Source organism: Bacillus sp. FSL L8-0167 (assembly GCF_038630295.1).
Lineage (GTDB): Bacteria > Bacillota > Bacilli > Bacillales > Bacillaceae > Bacillus > Bacillus safensis.
The window spans coordinates 165,823-184,071 of the sequence record NZ_CP152027.1 but is presented as its reverse complement, the minus strand read 5'-3'; the positions used below and the strand labels follow the sequence as shown (position 1 = coordinate 184,071).

The window sequence follows — 18,249 nt, the reverse complement described above, 5'->3', positions numbered from 1 at the left end:
CAAAATCACCTCACTCAAAGGTCTCTCAACTGTTTCCGGAGAGCCTCTCTACCCCTGTGTATTCTCGTTTTCACCGTACCAACTGGTATATTCAGAATCTCACTAATTTCTTTTAACGAGAGTTCATCAATATACTTTAATACGATGACCGAACGATATTTGTCGGGTAATCTTAAAATTTTTTGCTGAATGGTACTCGATAATTCAAGAGACATCACCTCATCCTCTGGCAAAATGCCATCAGCAGCAATTTGAGAATACATATTTAATCCTTCTGTTCCTGCCACCTCTGCATCTAAATAATAATCCGGCTTTTTTTTGCGAATACGGTCGATGGTCAGGTTGGTTGCAATGCGGTACAGCCACGTGGAAAACTTGCGATTCACATCAAAGCTTTCGATATTCACATAAGCACGAATAAACGCCTCCTGCGCAATATCCTCCGCTTCATGTGCATTCCCAAGCATACGGTAGCACAGCTGATAAATTTTGTCTTTATACAGGTCTACGATGTCTGCAAATGCGTTCTGGTCGCCTTTTTTCACTTGCTTAATTCTCTTTTTAATCATTGTGTCCATAGTATATTCAACCTCTGCCTTCACCGGTCTTTATGTATACGAACCTCTTTCCAAAAGGTTTCATTCTCCTCTAAAAAATAGTGTAACAAATTTTTGACAGTGTGTTACGCTTATCAACCGGTAAAAACCTTAACATATCCTTAAATTTTCCCAAAACAAAAAAAGAACGGGAACAAGTCCCGCTCTACAATAGCTTTTCACCCATTAATGAACCAATTAACGCAACTGCCGCTTCTGCGGTTTTGTTTTTCTCATCTAAAACCGGGTTTACTTCAACAAATTCAGCAGACGTTAAAATACCCGCCTCCTCTAAAAGCTCCATTGCGAGATGACTCTCCCGGTAACTAATGCCGCCTGCTACCGGAGTACCTACACCAGGGCATTCCGCTGGATCTAATCCATCTAAATCAAGCGACAGATGGACACCATCGGTTCTCTCCTTTAGATACGCAATCGCTTCCTCCATCACCCTTGTCATCCCTAAACGATCAATTTCATGCATCGTATACACTTTAATGCCTTTCTCTCGAATCAATGCCCGCTCTCCTTCATCTAAAGATCGAGCACCAATTATAACGACATTTTCAGGCTTCAATTTAGGCGAATAACCGCCAATGTTCGTTAAATCAGCATGCCCAAAACCGAGACTGACAGCAAGCGGCATGCCATGAATATTTCCAGAAGGAGAGGTTTCCTCCGTATTCAAATCCCCGTGTGCATCATACCAAATGACCCCTAAGTTTTCATAATGCTTGGCTACCCCAGCAAGTGTGCCAATCGCAATGCTGTGATCACCGCCTAAAATGAGCGGAAACGAACCAGATTGCACAATACTGTCAACCTTCTCAGCAAGCAGCTGATTTGCCCCAGCATTCTCCGTCAAATTTTTCAGCTTTTCACTTGTATATAAACCTTTCTCATCATCTCTTTGTTCAACTGGAATATCTCCAAGATCCTCTACATCAAATGAGAGCGTTTCCAATTTTTCTTTTACGCCTGCACAACGAATCGCACTCGGGCCCATATCGACGCCCCTTCTCGTTTGACCCAAGTCCATTGGAACTCCAATAATCGTGACCTTCTTTTGCTCTCCCATATGTACATCCCCTTTCCGTTCATGCTTATATTTTACTTTCTTGATGCCTTCTGACTCAACTCGACAACATTTTGAATAGTTATACAGTCCCTCTGCCAACATAAAAAAGACACCTTTTTCAAAAAGGTGTCTTAACTGGGCTAGCTGGATTCGAACCAACGCATGACGGAGTCAAAGTCCGTTGCCTTACCGCTTGGCTATAGCCCAAAAATGGTGGAGGGGGACGGATTCGAACCGCCGAACCCGGAGGGAGCGGATTTACAGTCCGCCGCGTTTAGCCACTTCGCTACCCCTCCACATATGGAATTGATAAAGAAAAAACAGTGCCGGCAAGAGGACTTGAACCCCCAACCTACTGATTACAAGTCAGTTGCTCTACCAGTTGAGCTACACCGGCATATGGTGGAGGATGACGGGCTCGAACCGCCGACCCTCTGCTTGTAAGGCAGATGCTCTCCCAGCTGAGCTAATCCTCCACATCATGGTGACCCGTACGGGATTCGAACCCGTGTTACCGCCGTGAAAGGGCGGTGTCTTAACCGCTTGACCAACGGGCCAGTTTGTCAAGTTTGTTGTTTCCGTGAAGCTGACAAAAGTTATTATATACAGGTTGTCCCCCTTTTGTAAAGGGGATTTTTATTTTTTTTATTTTCTAACTATTTACTCCCTATTCGTTCAACAATCTGACTGAAATATAATTTCAATATTCAAATATAATATTGAAATTTCATATCATACTCAATATACTGAAAATGAAGAAATAAGGAGGTATGTCACATGCAGCCATCTCAACTGCGTTCTTTGACAACAGAATCAAGAAACCCAAACACAATGGGAATTTCTCAAGCAGATCCGCTTGAAATACTCCAGATGATCAATGAAGAAGATATGAAGGTCGCTCAAGCAGTCAACCTTGTACTTCCACATGTCAAAACAGCAAGTGACTTTGCTTATGAATCCATCTCAAATGGAGGCCGACTCGTTTATTTAGGCGCCGGAACAAGCGGCAGAATTGGCGTAATGGATGCTGTCGAATGTCCGCCAACCTATAGCGTCTCACCTGATGTCATTGTTGGCATCATGGCAGGCGGAGACTCAGCTTTTTCTCAAGCTGCCGAAGACGTGGAAGACAGTGAAGATGCCGGCAAACAGGATTTAGTACACATCCACCTGACATCAAAAGATACAGTCGTCGGTATTGCCGCAAGCGGCAGGACACCTTATATCATCGGCGCTTTAAACTACGCAAAGTCAATTGGAGCTAAAACAGTAGCACTCAGCTGCAATGAACAAGCAGAAATTAGCGAGCTTGCAGATTGCGCCATTGAGGTTATTGTAGGACCAGAAGCCATCACTGGGTCAACAAGAATGAAAGCAGCATCCGCTCATAAAATGATTTTAAATATGCTTTCCACCTCAGTCATGATCAGACAAGGCAAAGTATATGAAAACCTGATGGTTGATGTAAAAGTCAGCAATCATAAATTAAAAGAACGCGCCATCACCATCATTCAACATGTGACAAATGCTTCCTACGAACAAGCCGTGAAGACTCTTGAAGCAGCAGACTTAGAAGTCAAAACGGCCATCGTCATGCTCCAAACAAATACAGATAAGAAAACAGCCAAAGATTTACTCAACAAAACGAATGGCCATATTGACAAAGCGATCTCACGTTATCAATCCTAAAGGAGGCAGAGCTCATGTCAGCAGGTGGACTTACCCTACTACACACAATCAAATCAAAGCTTCCCCAATCTGAAAAAATCATTGCAGACTATATCCTTGCCCATCCTGACAAAGTCATTAAAAGCACAGTACATGAAATTAGTCAGGCAGCCGGCGCAAGCAGCTCTGCAGTCATCCGCCTTTGTAAATCTCTCGGGCTGGATGGCTATCAAGATTTAAAAATGCGGATCGCTGGAGACTTGATGCATGACGATAAACAAGGCTACAGAGATATCGAACAAGATGAACCGCTTCAATCCATTATTCAAAAAACAGCAGGAAACTCGATTCAATCGATTAAGGACACCGCTTCTATTTTAAATGCAGATGCTTTAGAAAAGGCTGTTCAATTACTGCTGCATGCAAACCAAATTCATTTTATCGGTGTTGGTGCATCTGGCATCGTCGCAGCTGATGCCCAGCAGAAATTTCTCAGAATTAACTATGCAGCAACAGCCTTCACTGACATGCACATTGCATCTACGGTCATTGCAAATGCGGGTGAGAATGACATTGTGTTTGGGATCTCCTTTTCAGGAGAAACGTTAGACATCATTCAAGCCCTTCAGCTCGCAAAAGACAATCAAGTGAAAACCATTGCTTTAACACATCCAGGTCATACAAGCGTTTCTGCTTTATGTGATGTTCACCTATCGACGTCCGGTTCCAATGAAGCACCTTTTCGCAGTGCTGCCACTTCCTCTAGAATGGCACAGCTCTACTTAATTGATGTCTTGTTCCTCAGTTTAGCTTCTCGTCAATATGAAGAGACAGCCCAATATATTGACAAAACAAGACATGCCATCCGCTCCATGAAACGAAAATCAAAGGGGGATTCAACATGAGTCATCAAAAGAAATATCAGCAGTTGGCGAAAGACATTCTTTCACTCTGTGGTGGTTCTGAAAATATCTCTTCCCATACACATTGTATGACAAGGCTCCGAATTACACCGATGGACAATGAAAAAGTTCACGTCACAGCAATCAAAGAACTCGATGGCGTCATTGGCGTCGTCGAAGCAGAAACGCTTCAAATCATTTTAGGCACTGGCGTTGTCAACCAAGTATCCAGTGCGTTTGAAGAGCTGCTAAATGCCTCTGGCTCTTATGATTTAAACAACGAAGCACAAAAAAACAAGCAAGCCATTTCACAAAAGAACCGTACACCGTTCAAGCTGTTCTTACGGCGGATTGCCAGCATTTTCATTCCAATTATTCCGGCACTAGTTGCCTCAGGTCTGATTACCGGAATTACAAAAGCAATCGTGCAAGCAGGCTGGCTTGACGAAAAATCTCAAGCGGCGATTATTTTAACGGTTATCGGTTCTGGACTTTTCGCTTATCTCGGGATATTAGTCGGAACAAATGCCGCAAAGGAATTTGGAGGCTCTCCTGCATTAGGCGCATTAGCTGGTATCCTCATTATTAACCCAGCCTCCGCAGACATTATGTTATTTGGCACAAATATTCTACCAGGCAGAGGCGGACTCATCGGTGTTCTTCTAGCCGCCATCTTTATGGCACTTGTGGAAACCCGAATTAGACGCTTCATCCCGCAATCACTTGATATCATCGTCACACCAACCATCACACTACTCATTACAGGCATTTTCACGTACGTTGTCTTCATGCCAGTCGGCGGATTTATATCTGATGCCATCACCTCAGGACTGACTTATCTATTGAATATGGGCGGAATTTTCGCAGGATTTGTTCTTGGTGCTACCTTCCTCCCACTTGTTGTAACAGGACTTCACCAAGGGCTGACACCGATTCATATGGAACTCATCAATTCAATTGGAGATGACCCGCTTCTGCCAATTCTCGCTATGGGCGGTGCAGGACAGGTAGGCGCTGCATTCGCCATTTATATGAAAACAAAAAAGAAAAAGCTCAAAAGAGCCATTGCTGGCGGACTTCCTTCAGGGATGCTGGGCATTGGCGAACCACTCATTTTTGGTGTCACACTCCCGCTGGGACGACCATTTCTCACCGCTTGTCTTGGTGCAGGAATCGGCGGCGCATTTCAAGCCTACTTCCAAATTGCGACGAAAGCCATCGGGGTATCCGGTCTTCCATTAACCTTTATTGTTCACACACATCAAATGCTTCTTTACTTAATTGGACTATTCATCGCATATGTTGCTGGATTTTTCTTCACATACTTATTTGGGTTTCATGATGATATGGCTGTTGAATTCGAGGATCACAATCAATAAGGAGGTCTAGACCTTGAAGAAATGTTTTCTTTTGATCACATGTCTGCTCATGCTCCTTGGGTTACCAGTACAAACATTTGCAACTAGCTCCCATCCTGTATCGTCTTTGTCTAAAACAGCTCCTGAAGAATCTCCCGTCTTAAAAAAATCAAAACGACCGGAACAAGTAGGTGTTTCTTCCAGGCAGCTGAGGAAGGTTGATCAAATGATTCAAAATGACATCAAAGCAGGATTTCCAGGAGCCGCTCTCATCATTATCAAGGACGGAAAGATCGTCCATCAAAAAGCCTATGGCTACCGGCAAAAATATGATGGCACAACAGAACTCAAATCGTATAAAAAAATGAAAAAAGATACACTATTCGATTTGGCATCCAATACAAAAATGTATGCGACCAACTATGCCCTGCAAAAGCTTGTCTACGAGAAAAAACTTGATGTCAACGAAAAAATACAGACCATCCTTCCAGATTTTCAGGATGAACCTGATGCAAAGGTAACCGGTAAAGACCAGCTTCGGGTAAAAGATCTTCTCACCCATTCTGCGGGTCTCCCTTCCAGTGTCTTATTTTATAGCAAAGAATCAGCTGGCTCTTTTTATTCTCAAGACAGAAAAACAACGATGAAATGGCTGCCAAAGGTACCGCTGCAATACAAGCCAGGTACCCAGCACATTTATAGTGACATTGATTACATGCTGCTAGGCATGATCATCGAAAAGAAAACAGGCATGCCTCTTGATCAATATGTCGAGTCAACGATTTATCGGCCGCTAGGTCTCAAACATACAATGTTCAATCCACTGCAAAAAGGGTTCAAGCCGAAGCATTTTGCAGCAACTGAACGTTTAGGCAATTCACGAGACGGTGTGATCGATTTTGAAAACATCCGACGTTACACCCTGCTAGGTGAAGTACACGACGAGAAAGCATATTACTCAATGGCAGGTATCTCCGGCCACGCTGGACTTTTCTCGAATACCTCAGATATGGCCGTGCTGCTTCAGCTGATGCTTAATAAAGGAGGCTATGGAAAAACAACCATCTTTGATCAGGCTTCTATCGATCTCTTTACAGCCTCATCTGATACGAACCCAACTTACGGGCTAGGCTGGCGAAAAAACGGTCATACTGACATGGAATGGATGTTTGGAAAATATGCAAGTAACGAAGCCTATGGGCATACTGGCTGGACCGGCACCATGACGTTGATTGATCCTAAACACAATTTAGGTGTCGTGTTGCTGACGAATAAGAAACATTCACCCGTTGTTTCACCAGAAACAAATCCTAATCAATTTGAAGGTGACCTGTTCCCAACTGGTACTTATGGAAGCATCATGACCGCAATCTACGAATCTTTTCAGTAAAAGGAGGAATTCGATGTTGAAAGCTCTCTTCCCCGCTGCACTGGTTTTAGCCCTGCTAACCTCTTCCATTCCAACGGAAAAGGTTAGCTCTGCCTCTCTGCCAACCGCTAAACAAATGGTTCAAGACATGTCACTGGATGAAAAGATAGGTCAAATGCTCATGCCGGACTTTCGCAATTGGCAAACAAAAGATGAATCCGCACCTACAGGCTTCACAAAGATGAATAACGAAGTATCTCACCTAGTAGAAAAATATCATCTAGGCGGTGTCATCTTATTTGCCGAGAATGTCGTTGATACAAAACAAACCGTGAAACTAACCCATGAATTTCAAAAAGCATCACCAAACATTCCTTTACTCATTTCCATTGATCAAGAAGGCGGAATCGTCACAAGGTTACAAAAGGGAACACATTTCCCAGGAAATATGTCGATTGGTGCCTCTAGAAGCAAAAAAAATGCATATGACACAGGAAAAATCATCGGAAAAGAATTAAACGCCTTAGGCATCAATACAAACTTCTCTCCTGTGCTTGATGTGAATAATAACCCAAACAACCCCGTCATTGGTGTCCGTTCCTTTAGCTCTGATCCTGCTCTTGTCTCTAGACTTGGCCTTCAAACCATGAAAGGACTTCAAAAGGAAAAGACCATTTCCACACTAAAACATTTCCCGGGACATGGTGATACAGCCGTCGATAGTCACTACGGCTTGCCGCTCGTAGAGCATGACCTAGATCGTTTAAAAAAGGTTGAGCTGTATCCGTTCCAACAAGCGATCAATGCTGGTGCAGATATGGTCATGACCGCTCATGTGCAATTTCCTGCCATTGATGACACAACGTATCGAAGCAAAAAAGATGGCGAGGACATCATGGTTCCAGCAACCTTATCAAAAAAAGTCATCACACACTTATTAAAAGAAGAGATGGGCTTTCAAGGTGTTGTTGTGACAGACGCTCTAAATATGAAAGCGATTGCAGATAATTTCGGACAGGAAGAAGCCGTCGTGATGGCCATTAAAGCAGGCGTCGACATCGCTCTCATGCCAGCACCAGTCACCTCATTAAAAACAGAGAAAAACCTAGAGAATGTATTCAATGCTGTCAAACAAGCGATTTTAAAGAAAGAGATTCCGATGTCGCAGATCAACGAATCTGTCGAAAAAATTCTTCAATTGAAAATCAAACGCGGCATTATTTCCTCCAAAAAACCAATCAATCTTGAGAAAAAAATCAAAAAAGCCACTCAAGTCGTTGGGAAAAAGTCGCACCTTAAAGCAGAACAAAAAATGGCACGTGAAGGGATCACCCTGCTTAAAAACAACAAAAAAACCTTACCTTTCAAGCCTAAAAAGAATGACAAAATCGTGGTCATGGCACCTTACGAAGATCAGACAAAAGCAATGTCTGTCACAGTCGAATCTCTCATGAAACAAAAAAAGATCAAGCCTGTAAGCATCCAGTCATATGCTTTTGCGGATAAAACGTTCACCAAAGATACAGCCAAACTGATTCAAGAAGCTGACTATGTCATCACTGGCTCTTACGTTGTCCAAAATGATCCAGCAGTGAATGATGGCGTAATTGATGACAATGTCCAGGATCCGAAAAAATGGGCAACCGCCTTTCCTCGTGCTGTCATGAAAGAAGCAGCAGCACAAAACAAAAAAATGGTCATCATGAGTCTTAGAAATCCTTATGATGCGGCAAATTTTGAAGAAGCCGATGCCTTACTAGCTGTGTACGGTTTTAAAGGCTACTCAAACGGACAATTCAATCAGCCAAATATTCCTGCTGGACTAGAAGTGATATTTGGAGCTGCATCACCTAAAGGGAAACTGCCAGTTGATATCCCATCTGTCACTCATCCAAATCAAACCCTTTACCCATTCGGCTATGGCCTCAACTTGAAAGGGAAACAGATCAAATAGGAGGGATTCTCTTGAAGAAAACAGTCAGTTTCATACTCGCAAGCTTTCTCATGATGAGCACAATGACCGCTGCCTCTCCCGCAGAAGAACGAACAGTCACAAAAGGGAAAAAAGCATCAGTCAAAACAGGGATCGAAACACTACTCTCAAGCAATCTTTCATGGCTAAAAGGGAAAAGAGTTGGTCTCATTACAAACCCGACTGGCATCGATGCAAATATGAAAAGCAGTGTCGATCTCCTATTTGAACATCCAAATATCAAGCTCACTGCTTTATATGGACCTGAACACGGCGTACGCGGCGATGCACAAGCAGGAGAAGGCGTCGAATCCTATACCGATGAAAAAACAGGGCTTCCTGTTTACTCTCTTTATGGAAAAACAAGAAAACCAACTCCTGAAATGCTGAAAAATGTAGATGTCCTGCTGTTTGATATTCAAGACGTTGGTACTCGTTATTACACCTATATTTACACGATGGCCTATGCGATGGAAGCCGCTAAAGAAAACAACATTCCCTTTGTTGTCCTAGACCGCCCAAATCCCATTGGCGGACTAAAAGTAGAAGGACCTGTTTTAGAGCCTGAACACGCCTCATTTGTAGGGCTCTATCCCATCCCATTAAGACATGGAATGACTACTGGTGAGCTTGCAAAACTGTTTAACAAAGAGTTTCATATCAATGCTGATGTAACAGTCATCAAAATGAAAAATTGGAAGCGGTCCATGACATTCGATGATACAAAGCTGCCGTTCGTCCTTCCTTCTCCTAACATGCCAACAGTGGATAGTACCTTTGTATATCCTGCCACAGGATTAATTGAAGGCACAAATGTCTCTGAAGGCAGAGGAACGACAAAACCATTCGAGCTCATTGGTGCACCATATATCAATAGCAGCGAGCTGGCAGATCATTTAAATCAGCTAAAACTAAAAGGCGTTCAATTTAGACCTGTGTCATTCACCCCCACATTTTCTAAACATGCCGGTACACTATCTCATGGTGTGCAGTTATACGTCACAGACCGCTCATCCTTCGAAGCGGTGAAAACGGGGTTATCCATCATCAAAGCAATACATGATTTATACCCTAATGACTTTGAGTTCCTTCAAACAGGCAGCTTTGACAAACTCATCGGGAATGGCTGGATGAAAGAAGAAATCAATAAAGGAACTTCCGTCAAACATATGATGAAACGCTATCATCACGACCTCAAAACATTCGAAAAGAAACGAAAAAAATATCTCATCTATTAAGATCACAGAAAAAACCTCCATCTATCAAAGGATGGAGGTTTTTTCATGAGAAAGATTTGTTCACAGCAGGTGCTTTCAGCTCAAAACGATTGAGTAAGAAACCAAACAAGGCAGCAAGCACTTGCTGAAACAGCATGCCAATCACCACAGGAACAGCGACAGCAGGCGGGAAAAAGCTAATGGCAAGCACAGCCCCCGCACTAATGTTCCTCATACCGCCTGTATACACGATAGCCACAATCTCTCCTTGAGTACATTTCATCGTCTTTCCAATCAACCATGCAAACGCATATCCGCTCATCGCAATGAGAAACACAGTCGCTGCCTTGCTAAAAAATGCGGCATCCAGTTCACGCAAGTATGGCGCAACAACAGAACTGTTAATCGACACCACTACAAACAAGCCTATTTTTGAAAAAGGTGACAGTGTCTGACTAATCATTTTTGTCACAGCAGGCTTTGCATATTGACGAACGAGCATCCCTAAAATAGATGGAAGCACCACCATCCCAAACAGCCCTTTCATGATCGCGACCATGTCCATATGAACCTGTGTACCGGCCAAAAGTGACAAACTGGCTGGCACAATCAATGGCGAAAGCAATGTATCAATTAAAATAATGGATAATGTTAACCCAACATTCCCCTTATACATTGCCGCCCATATTAAACTAGAAACTCCTGTGGGAATCACCATTGCAAGTGTCAAACCGGTGATCGTCATAGCATCACCCGCAAATATGAGATGTCCCGCTGACCAAGCATAAAGAGGCATCAACACGTGCAAAATCATAAACGATAAAATCAAAGGCAATGGGTGCATCACTGTATGCTTTAAAGCCGAAAAAGTAGAAGACAAACTCCCTGCAAAGGTCATAACAGCAAATACCCATGGCACTAAAAACGTAAAATCCTTTAAATAGGCCGCCAATAAAACACCGAGTAACACACTAAAAGGTGTAATGAGCGGCATCATCCGGCCGAGTACTTGATTCAAACGCACAAGCATGCCGGCCACCTCCATCCCTTCACTTTCTAACCTTTTCTATTGTAACAGACAGAAAGGCCTTTTTAAGAACCACTCACCTGTTTCATAAGCTTTTGACTTGATGTATCCATTCCAACTACGTCCACCTGGACGCCATTTGCTTGATACCTTTCCTTTATACGTTCTATCGCTGATACACCTGATTCATCCCATATACGTGCTTCAGACAAATCAATCACAACAGATTGGAGTTCTTTCCCCTGATGGAAAGCTTGGATCAAGTCAGTGACAGAAGCAAAGAAAATTTGTCCTTTAACTCGATATTCCCAAGTACCTGCCTGGCTTTCTTTAGACGTAATATGAAGCTTCGATATCTTTGCGACAAAGAATACCGCACTAAGCAGTACACCTGCAAAAACGCCTTTTGATAAATCATGAGTCAACACCACCGTCACGACCGTGACAACCATCACAATAGAATCTGTTTTCGGATTCTTTTTTAGCTGCTGAAAAGAACTCCAATCAAATGTGCCAATGGAAACCATGAACATCACAGCCACAAGAGCAGCCATCGGAATTTGAACCACGACATCACCTAGTACAAAAATCAGCACCATTAAAAAAGCACCCGCTACAAAGGTAGAAAGCCGGCCTCGTCCTCCTGCCTTCGTATTAATCACAGATTGGCCAATCATTGCACAACCAGCCATACCGCCAAAGAATCCCGCAACCACATTGGCAATCCCTTGACCTCTCGCTTCCTTGTTCTTATTACTAGACGTCTCTGTCATCTCATCGACAATCTGTGCGGTTAAAAGAGACTCAAGTAAACCAACCATCGCAAGTGCTAAAGAATAAGGAAAAATGATAGCAAGTGTTTCCCAGCTAAACGGAACTTGAGGAATCAGAAAAACAGGCAAAGAACTAGGAAGCTCTCCCATATCTCCAACTGTTCTAACATCAATATGTCCAAATACAGCCAATATCGTCATTACAATAATGGCAATGAGTGGGGAAGGTATCACCTTTATCACCATAGGCAATAAATAAATGATCAGCAGGGCACCACCTGTCATCATATACATGGCTAATGATTCCCCAACGAAATGTGGAAGCTGAGCCATGAAGATCATAATAGCCAACGCATTGACAAAGCCAACCATGACGGACCTCGGAATAAATTTCATCAAACGAGATACTCGGCACAATCCGAACACAATTTGAATCAAACCCGTCAAAATCGTAGCTGCAAACAAATATTGCAACCCATGATCAGCAACCAAGTGAACCATGACGAGAGCCATAGCCCCTGTTGCAGCCGAAATCATGCCTGGGCGTCCACCAACAAACGAAATCACAATCGCAATACAAAACGATGCATACAACCCGACTTTCGGATCAACGCCCGCAATAATCGAAAACGCAATAGCTTCAGGAATTAAAGCCAGTGCGACTAATATACCCGCAAGAACGTCCTGACGTACATGTCCAAACCATTCTTGCTTTACAAATAAATCTTTCAAACCATCTACTCCTTTTTATATACATTCCGTACATGGAAAAAGAAGATCAACTATACCTGGAGATGAAGAAAGGAAAAACAAACGATACTTCACTTTCGGGGGAAAAGAGGAACGTACAGAGTCTTTTGATATAGAGGATAGCACTTTAGTAAGAATAAAAGAAAGAGACTGAAGAATCAAGAACAAAAAGAAGGAGATAAGTAAAAAAGCGATGCAACAATGCTGTGCAAGCCGTTTTATTCGCTTTCCTAAAGTCATCAGTCTATTGATCATCGAGCAATTTAATATATATGTAAACAAACAAAAAAAGCCTTCTCATCATCGAGAAACCTTGTCATATCAACATATAGAGGAAAGCTTCCAAGCGGGCTCGAACCGCTGACCTCTTCCTTACCATGGAAGTGCTCTACCTACTGAGCTATGGAAGCATGGCTCCGCAGGTAGGACTCGAACCTACGACCGATCGGTTAACAGCCGATAGCTCTACCACTGAGCTACTGCGGAATGATAAAGTAACTTCTTCCATTGGAAGGATATAAACAAAAAGCTTGGCGGCGTCCTACTCTCACAGGGGGAAACCCCCAACTACCATCGGCGCTGAAGAGCTTAACTTCCGTGTTCGGTATGGGAACGGGTGTGACCTCTTCGCTATCGCCACCAAACCTGATGGAGAGAATGTTCTCTCAAAACTAGATAACAATGTTCATGCTTCACATTAGAATATAGGTTAAGTCCTCGATCTATTAGTATCTGTCAGCTCCACGTGTCACCACGCTTCCACCTCAGACCTATCAACCTGATCATCTTTCAGGGATCTTACTTCCTTGCGGAATGGGAAATCTCATCTTGAGGGGGGCTTCATGCTTAGATGCTTTCAGCACTTATCCCGTCCGCACATAGCTACCCAGCGATGCCCTTGGCAGAACAACTGGTACACCAGCGGTGCGTCCATCCCGGTCCTCTCGTACTAAGGACAGCTCCTCTCAAATTTCCTGCGCCCGCGACGGATAGGGACCGAACTGTCTCACGACGTTCTGAACCCAGCTCGCGTACCGCTTTAATGGGCGAACAGCCCAACCCTTGGGACCGACTACAGCCCCAGGATGCGATGAGCCGACATCGAGGTGCCAAACCTCCCCGTCGATGTGGACTCTTGGGGGAGATAAGCCTGTTATCCCCGGGGTAGCTTTTATCCGTTGAGCGATGGCCCTTCCATGCGGAACCACCGGATCACTAAGCCCGACTTTCGTCCCTGCTCGACTTGTAGGTCTCGCAGTCAAGCTCCCTTGTGCCTTTACACTCTGCGAATGATTTCCAACCATTCTGAGGGAACCTTTGGGCGCCTCCGTTACATTTTAGGAGGCGACCGCCCCAGTCAAACTGCCCACCTGACACTGTCTCCCTGCCCGATAAGGGCAGCGGGTTAGAAGGTCAATACAGCCAGGGTAGTATCCCACCGATGCCTCCACCGAAGCTAGCGCTCCGGTTTCCAAGGCTCCTACCTATCCTGTACAAGCTGTACCAACATTCAATATCAGGCTGCAGTAAAGCTCCACGGGGTCTTTCCGTCCTGTCGCGGGTAACCTGCATCTTCACAGGTACTATAATTTCACCGAGTCTCTCGTTGAGACAGTGCCCAGATCGTTGCGCCTTTCGTGCGGGTCGGAACTTACCCGACAAGGAATTTCGCTACCTTAGGACCGTTATAGTTACGGCCGCCGTTTACTGGGGCTTCAATTCGCACCTTCGCTTACGCTAAGCGCTCCTCTTAACCTTCCAGCACCGGGCAGGCGTCAGCCCCTATACTTCGCCTTACGGCTTCGCAGAGACCTGTGTTTTTGCTAAACAGTCGCCTGGGCCTATTCACTGCGGCTTCTCGGGGCTTTAACACCCTAAGAAGCACCCCTTCTCCCGAAGTTACGGGGTCATTTTGCCGAGTTCCTTAACGAGAGTTCTCTCGATCACCTTAGGATTCTCTCCTCGCCTACCTGTGTCGGTTTGCGGTACGGGCACCTCTCACCTCGCTAGAGGCTTTTCTTGGCAGTGTGGAATCAGGAACTTCGCTACTAAATTTCGCTCGCCATCACAGCTCAGCCTTTACGGGAAACGGATTTGCCTATTTCCCAGCCTAACTGCTTGGACGCGGATATCCAATACCGCGCTTACCCTATCCTCCTGCGTCCCCCCATTGCTCAAATGGTGAGGAGGTGGTACAGGAATATCAACCTGTTGTCCATCGCCTACGCCTTTCGGCCTCGGCTTAGGTCCCGACTAACCCTGAGCGGACGAGCCTTCCTCAGGAAACCTTAGGCATTCGGTGGACGGGATTCTCACCCGTCTTTCGCTACTCATACCGGCATTCTCACTTCTAAGCGCTCCACCAGTCCTTCCGGTCTGGCTTCACAGCCCTTAGAACGCTCTCCTACCACTGTTCGTAAGAACAGTCCGCAGCTTCGGTGATACGTTTAGCCCCGGTACATTTTCGGCGCAGAGTCACTCGACCAGTGAGCTATTACGCACTCTTTAAATGGTGGCTGCTTCTAAGCCAACATCCTGGTTGTCTAAGCAACTCCACATCCTTTTCCACTTAACGTATACTTTGGGACCTTAGCTGGCGGTCTGGGCTGTTTCCCTTTCGACTACGGATCTTATCACTCGCAGTCTGACTCCCAAGGATAAGTCATCGGCATTCGGAGTTTGACTGAATTCGGTAACCCGGTAGGGGCCCCTAGTCCAATCAGTGCTCTACCTCCGAGACTCTTACCTTGAGGCTAGCCCTAAAGCTATTTCGGAGAGAACCAGCTATCTCCAGGTTCGATTGGCATTTCACCCCTACCCACACCTCATCCCCGCACTTTTCAACGTGCGTGGGTTCGGGCCTCCATTCAGTGTTACCTGAACTTCACCCTGGACATGGGTAGATCACCTGGTTTCGGGTCTACGACCACGTACTCATGCGCCCTATTCAGACTCGCTTTCGCTGCGGCTCCGCATCTTCTGCTTAACCTTGCACGGGATCGTAACTCGCCGGTTCATTCTACAAAAGGCACGCCATCACCCGTTAACGGGCTCTGACTACTTGTAGGCACACGGTTTCAGGATCTATTTCACTCCCCTTCCGGGGTGCTTTTCACCTTTCCCTCACGGTACTGGTTCACTATCGGTCACTAGGGAGTATTTAGCCTTGGGAGATGGTCCTCCCGGATTCCGACGGAATTTCACGTGTTCCGCCGTACTCAGGATCCACTCTGGAGAGAACGACATTTCAGTTACAGGGCTGTTACCTTCTTTGGCGGGCCTTTCCAGACCTCTTCGCTTATATCATTCCTTTGTAACTCCGTATAGAGTGTCCTACAACCCCAAGAGGCAAGCCTCTTGGTTTGGGCTGTTCCCGTTTCGCTCGCCGCTACTCAGGGAATCGCATTTGCTTTCTCTTCCTCCGGGTACTTAGATGTTTCAGTTCCCCGGGTATGCCTTCTCATACTCTATGTATTCAAGTATGGATACTACTCCATTACGAGCAGTGGGTTTCCCCATTCGGAAATCTCCGGATCAAAGCTTGCTTACAGCTCCCCGAAGCATATCGGTGTTCGTCCCGTCCTTCATCGGCTCCTAGTGCCAAGGCATCCACCGTGCGCCCTTTCTAACTTAACCATTTCTTACTTTAGAAAGAATCACTATGTGTGATGAACTTTGCATTGCATTCAATGTGAATGTATTACTTATTGTTATCTAGTTTTCAAAGAACAATCCTGTCTCGCTAGAGACATGTTTTGAAGGAATGATCCTTCAAAACTAAACAAGACGAAAACGTACGCTGCTCCATATATCCTTAGAAAGGAGGTGATCCAGCCGCACCTTCCGATACGGCTACCTTGTTACGACTTCACCCCAATCATCTGCCCCACCTTCGGCGGCTGGCTCCATAAAGGTTACCTCACCGACTTCGGGTGTTGCAAACTCTCGTGGTGTGACGGGCGGTGTGTACAAGGCCCGGGAACGTATTCACCGCGGCATGCTGATCCGCGATTACTAGCGATTCCAGCTTCACGCAGTCGAGTTGCAGACTGCGATCCGAACTGAGAACAGATTTATGGGATTGGCTAAACCTTGCGGTCTTGCAGCCCTTTGTTCTGTCCATTGTAGCACGTGTGTAGCCCAGGTCATAAGGGGCATGATGATTTGACGTCATCCCCACCTTCCTCCGGTTTGTCACCGGCAGTCACCTTAGAGTGCCCAACTGAATGCTGGCAACTAAGATCAAGGGTTGCGCTCGTTGCGGGACTTAACCCAACATCTCACGACACGAGCTGACGACAACCATGCACCACCTGTCACTCTGTCCCCGAAGGGAAAGCCCTATCTCTAGGGTTGTCAGAGGATGTCAAGACCTGGTAAGGTTCTTCGCGTTGCTTCGAATTAAACCACATGCTCCACCGCTTGTGCGGGCCCCCGTCAATTCCTTTGAGTTTCAGTCTTGCGACCGTACTCCCCAGGCGGAGTGCTTAATGCGTTAGCTGCAGCACTAAGGGGCGGAAACCCCCTAACACTTAGCACTCATCGTTTACGGCGTGGACTACCAGGGTATCTAATCCTGTTCGCTCCCCACGCTTTCGCTCCTCAGCGTCAGTTACAGACCAGAGAGTCGCCTTCGCCACTGGTGTTCCTCCACATCTCTACGCATTTCACCGCTACACGTGGAATTCCACTCTCCTCTTCTGCACTCAAGTTTCCCAGTTTCCAATGACCCTCCCCGGTTGAGCCGGGGGCTTTCACATCAGACTTAAGAAACCGCCTGCGAGCCCTTTACGCCCAATAATTCCGGACAACGCTTGCCACCTACGTATTACCGCGGCTGCTGGCACGTAGTTAGCCGTGGCTTTCTGGTTAGGTACCGTCAAGGTGCGAGCAGTTACTCTCGCACTTGTTCTTCCCTAACAACAGAGCTTTACGATCCGAAAACCTTCATCACTCACGCGGCGTTGCTCCGTCAGACTTTCGTCCATTGCGGAAGATTCCCTACTGCTGCCTCCCGTAGGAGTCTGGGCCGTGTCTCAGTCCCAGTGTGGCCGATCACCCTCTCAGGTCGGCTACGCATCGTCGCCTTGGTGAGCCATTACCCCACCAACTAGCTAATGCGCCGCGGGTCCATCTGTAAGTGACAGCCGAAACCGTCTTTCATCCTTGAACCATGCGGTTCAAGGAACTATCCGGTATTAGCTCCGGTTTCCCGGAGTTATCCCAGTCTTACAGGCAGGTTACCCACGTGTTACTCACCCGTCCGCCGCTAACATCCGGGAGCAAGCTCCCTTCTGTCCGCTCGACTTGCATGTATTAGGCACGCCGCCAGCGTTCGTCCTGAGCCAGGATCAAACTCTCCGAAAAAGTACAAAACCGAAGTTTTGCTTTTCGCCAGTTTGACTGACTACCTATGAAGTTTCATAGGATTTTTTTATAAAAACTCGAATTAACAGGTACGTTTTGTCTTGTTTAGTTTTCAAAGATCATCTCCGCCGTTCTTAGCGGCTTTAATAATATAACATTTCGCTTCATCTTA

At 45.5% G+C, this 18,249-nt stretch carries 10 protein-coding genes, 7 tRNA genes and 3 rRNA genes; 6 read left to right on the top strand and 14 right to left on the bottom strand.

From position 1 onward, the window contains the following. Positions 1-14 precede the first annotated feature (14 nt). From sigW to MHB66_RS01030, 7 genes are all read right to left on the bottom strand, one after another. On the bottom strand, positions 15-578 hold the full coding sequence (sigW, locus tag MHB66_RS01060; protein WP_046313590.1) for an RNA polymerase sigma factor SigW: 564 nt from the start codon (positions 576-578) through the stop codon (positions 15-17). Positions 579-762: 184 nt separating this feature from the next. Beyond that, complete coding sequence (gene rocF / locus MHB66_RS01055) at positions 763-1,674, bottom strand: arginase (RefSeq protein WP_024424450.1); 912 nt, start codon at positions 1,672-1,674, stop codon at positions 763-765. 135 nt (positions 1,675-1,809) lie between these two features. Further along, positions 1,810-1,881 (bottom strand) — tRNA-Gln (locus MHB66_RS01050). Positions 1,882-1,885: 4 nt separating this feature from the next. Next, a tRNA-Tyr gene (locus tag MHB66_RS01045) sits at positions 1,886-1,970 on the bottom strand. A gap of 28 nt (positions 1,971-1,998) precedes the next feature. After that, a tRNA-Thr gene (locus MHB66_RS01040) sits at positions 1,999-2,071 on the bottom strand. Positions 2,072-2,074: 3 nt separating this feature from the next. Then, positions 2,075-2,150, bottom strand: a tRNA-Val gene (locus tag MHB66_RS01035). 6 nt (positions 2,151-2,156) lie between these two features. Continuing rightward, positions 2,157-2,231, bottom strand: a tRNA-Glu gene (locus MHB66_RS01030). A gap of 220 nt (positions 2,232-2,451) precedes the next feature. Here MHB66_RS01030 and murQ point away from each other — a divergent pair. The 6 genes from murQ to MHB66_RS01000 are packed head-to-tail and all read left to right on the top strand — an operon-like array spanning position 2,452 to position 10,181. Continuing rightward, positions 2,452-3,363, top strand: a complete 912-nt coding sequence (gene murQ, locus MHB66_RS01025) for an N-acetylmuramic acid 6-phosphate etherase (RefSeq protein ID WP_024424451.1) — start codon at positions 2,452-2,454, stop codon at positions 3,361-3,363. Between the two features lie 14 nt (positions 3,364-3,377). Beyond that, complete coding sequence (locus MHB66_RS01020; protein ID WP_025093532.1) at positions 3,378-4,247, top strand: MurR/RpiR family transcriptional regulator; 870 nt, start codon at positions 3,378-3,380, stop codon at positions 4,245-4,247. Then, complete coding sequence (locus MHB66_RS01015) at positions 4,244-5,623, top strand: PTS transporter subunit EIIC (protein WP_025093531.1); 1,380 nt, start codon at positions 4,244-4,246, stop codon at positions 5,621-5,623. The genes MHB66_RS01020 and MHB66_RS01015 overlap by 4 nt, the downstream gene beginning before the upstream one ends. 13 nt (positions 5,624-5,636) lie before the next feature. Further along, positions 5,637-6,992, top strand: a complete 1,356-nt coding sequence (pbp4b, locus tag MHB66_RS01010; protein WP_046313586.1) for a penicillin binding protein PBP4B — start codon at positions 5,637-5,639, stop codon at positions 6,990-6,992. Positions 6,993-7,005: 13 nt separating this feature from the next. After that, complete coding sequence (locus tag MHB66_RS01005) at positions 7,006-8,925, top strand: glycoside hydrolase family 3 protein (protein ID WP_046313584.1); 1,920 nt, start codon at positions 7,006-7,008, stop codon at positions 8,923-8,925. A gap of 11 nt (positions 8,926-8,936) precedes the next feature. Further along, a complete protein-coding gene (locus tag MHB66_RS01000; protein WP_046313582.1) occupies positions 8,937-10,181 on the top strand; it encodes a DUF1343 domain-containing protein in 1,245 nt (414 codons plus the stop codon). 43 nt (positions 10,182-10,224) lie between these two features. On the opposite strand, the gene MHB66_RS00995 is transcribed toward MHB66_RS01000, so the two are convergent. The 7 genes from MHB66_RS00995 to MHB66_RS00965 form a co-directional block, all read right to left on the bottom strand. After that, positions 10,225-11,190 (bottom strand): bile acid:sodium symporter family protein, encoded by a 966-nt coding sequence (locus tag MHB66_RS00995; protein ID WP_046313579.1) that lies wholly within the window; start codon positions 11,188-11,190, stop codon positions 10,225-10,227. A gap of 62 nt (positions 11,191-11,252) precedes the next feature. Continuing rightward, the gene (locus tag MHB66_RS00990; protein ID WP_046313577.1) at positions 11,253-12,692 is read right to left on the bottom strand and encodes a SulP family inorganic anion transporter; all 1,440 of its coding nucleotides are present in this window, start codon (positions 12,690-12,692) and stop codon (positions 11,253-11,255) included. Between the two features lie 355 nt (positions 12,693-13,047). After that, positions 13,048-13,120: transfer RNA gene (locus MHB66_RS00985), tRNA-Thr, on the bottom strand. A gap of 1 nt (position 13,121) precedes the next feature. Beyond that, positions 13,122-13,196: transfer RNA gene (locus tag MHB66_RS00980), tRNA-Asn, on the bottom strand. A gap of 42 nt (positions 13,197-13,238) precedes the next feature. Then, positions 13,239-13,354 (bottom strand): 5S ribosomal RNA (gene rrf, locus MHB66_RS00975). 61 nt (positions 13,355-13,415) lie between these two features. Continuing rightward, positions 13,416-16,346 (bottom strand): 23S ribosomal RNA (locus MHB66_RS00970). Positions 16,347-16,528: 182 nt separating this feature from the next. Beyond that, a 16S ribosomal RNA gene (locus MHB66_RS00965) occupies positions 16,529-18,077 on the bottom strand. Together the 16S, 23S and 5S rRNA genes with 2 tRNA genes alongside form the textbook arrangement of a ribosomal RNA operon. Positions 18,078-18,249 lie beyond the last annotated feature (172 nt).

Excerpts from the sequence above, each read along its gene's own strand:
- sigW (WP_046313590.1), bottom strand. The coding sequence starts at position 578 with ATGGACACAATGATTAAAAAGAGAATTAAGCAAGTGAAAAAAGGCGAC.
- rocF (WP_024424450.1), bottom strand. The coding sequence starts at position 1,674 with ATGGGAGAGCAAAAGAAGGTCACGATTATTGGAGTTCCAATGGACTTG.
- murQ (WP_024424451.1), top strand. The coding sequence starts at position 2,452 with ATGCAGCCATCTCAACTGCGTTCTTTGACAACAGAATCAAGAAACCCA.
- MHB66_RS01020 (WP_025093532.1), top strand. The coding sequence starts at position 3,378 with ATGTCAGCAGGTGGACTTACCCTACTACACACAATCAAATCAAAGCTT.
- MHB66_RS01015 (WP_025093531.1), top strand. The coding sequence starts at position 4,244 with ATGAGTCATCAAAAGAAATATCAGCAGTTGGCGAAAGACATTCTTTCA.
- MHB66_RS01005 (WP_046313584.1), top strand. The coding sequence starts at position 7,006 with ATGTTGAAAGCTCTCTTCCCCGCTGCACTGGTTTTAGCCCTGCTAACC.
- MHB66_RS00995 (WP_046313579.1), bottom strand. The coding sequence starts at position 11,190 with ATGCTTGTGCGTTTGAATCAAGTACTCGGCCGGATGATGCCGCTCATT.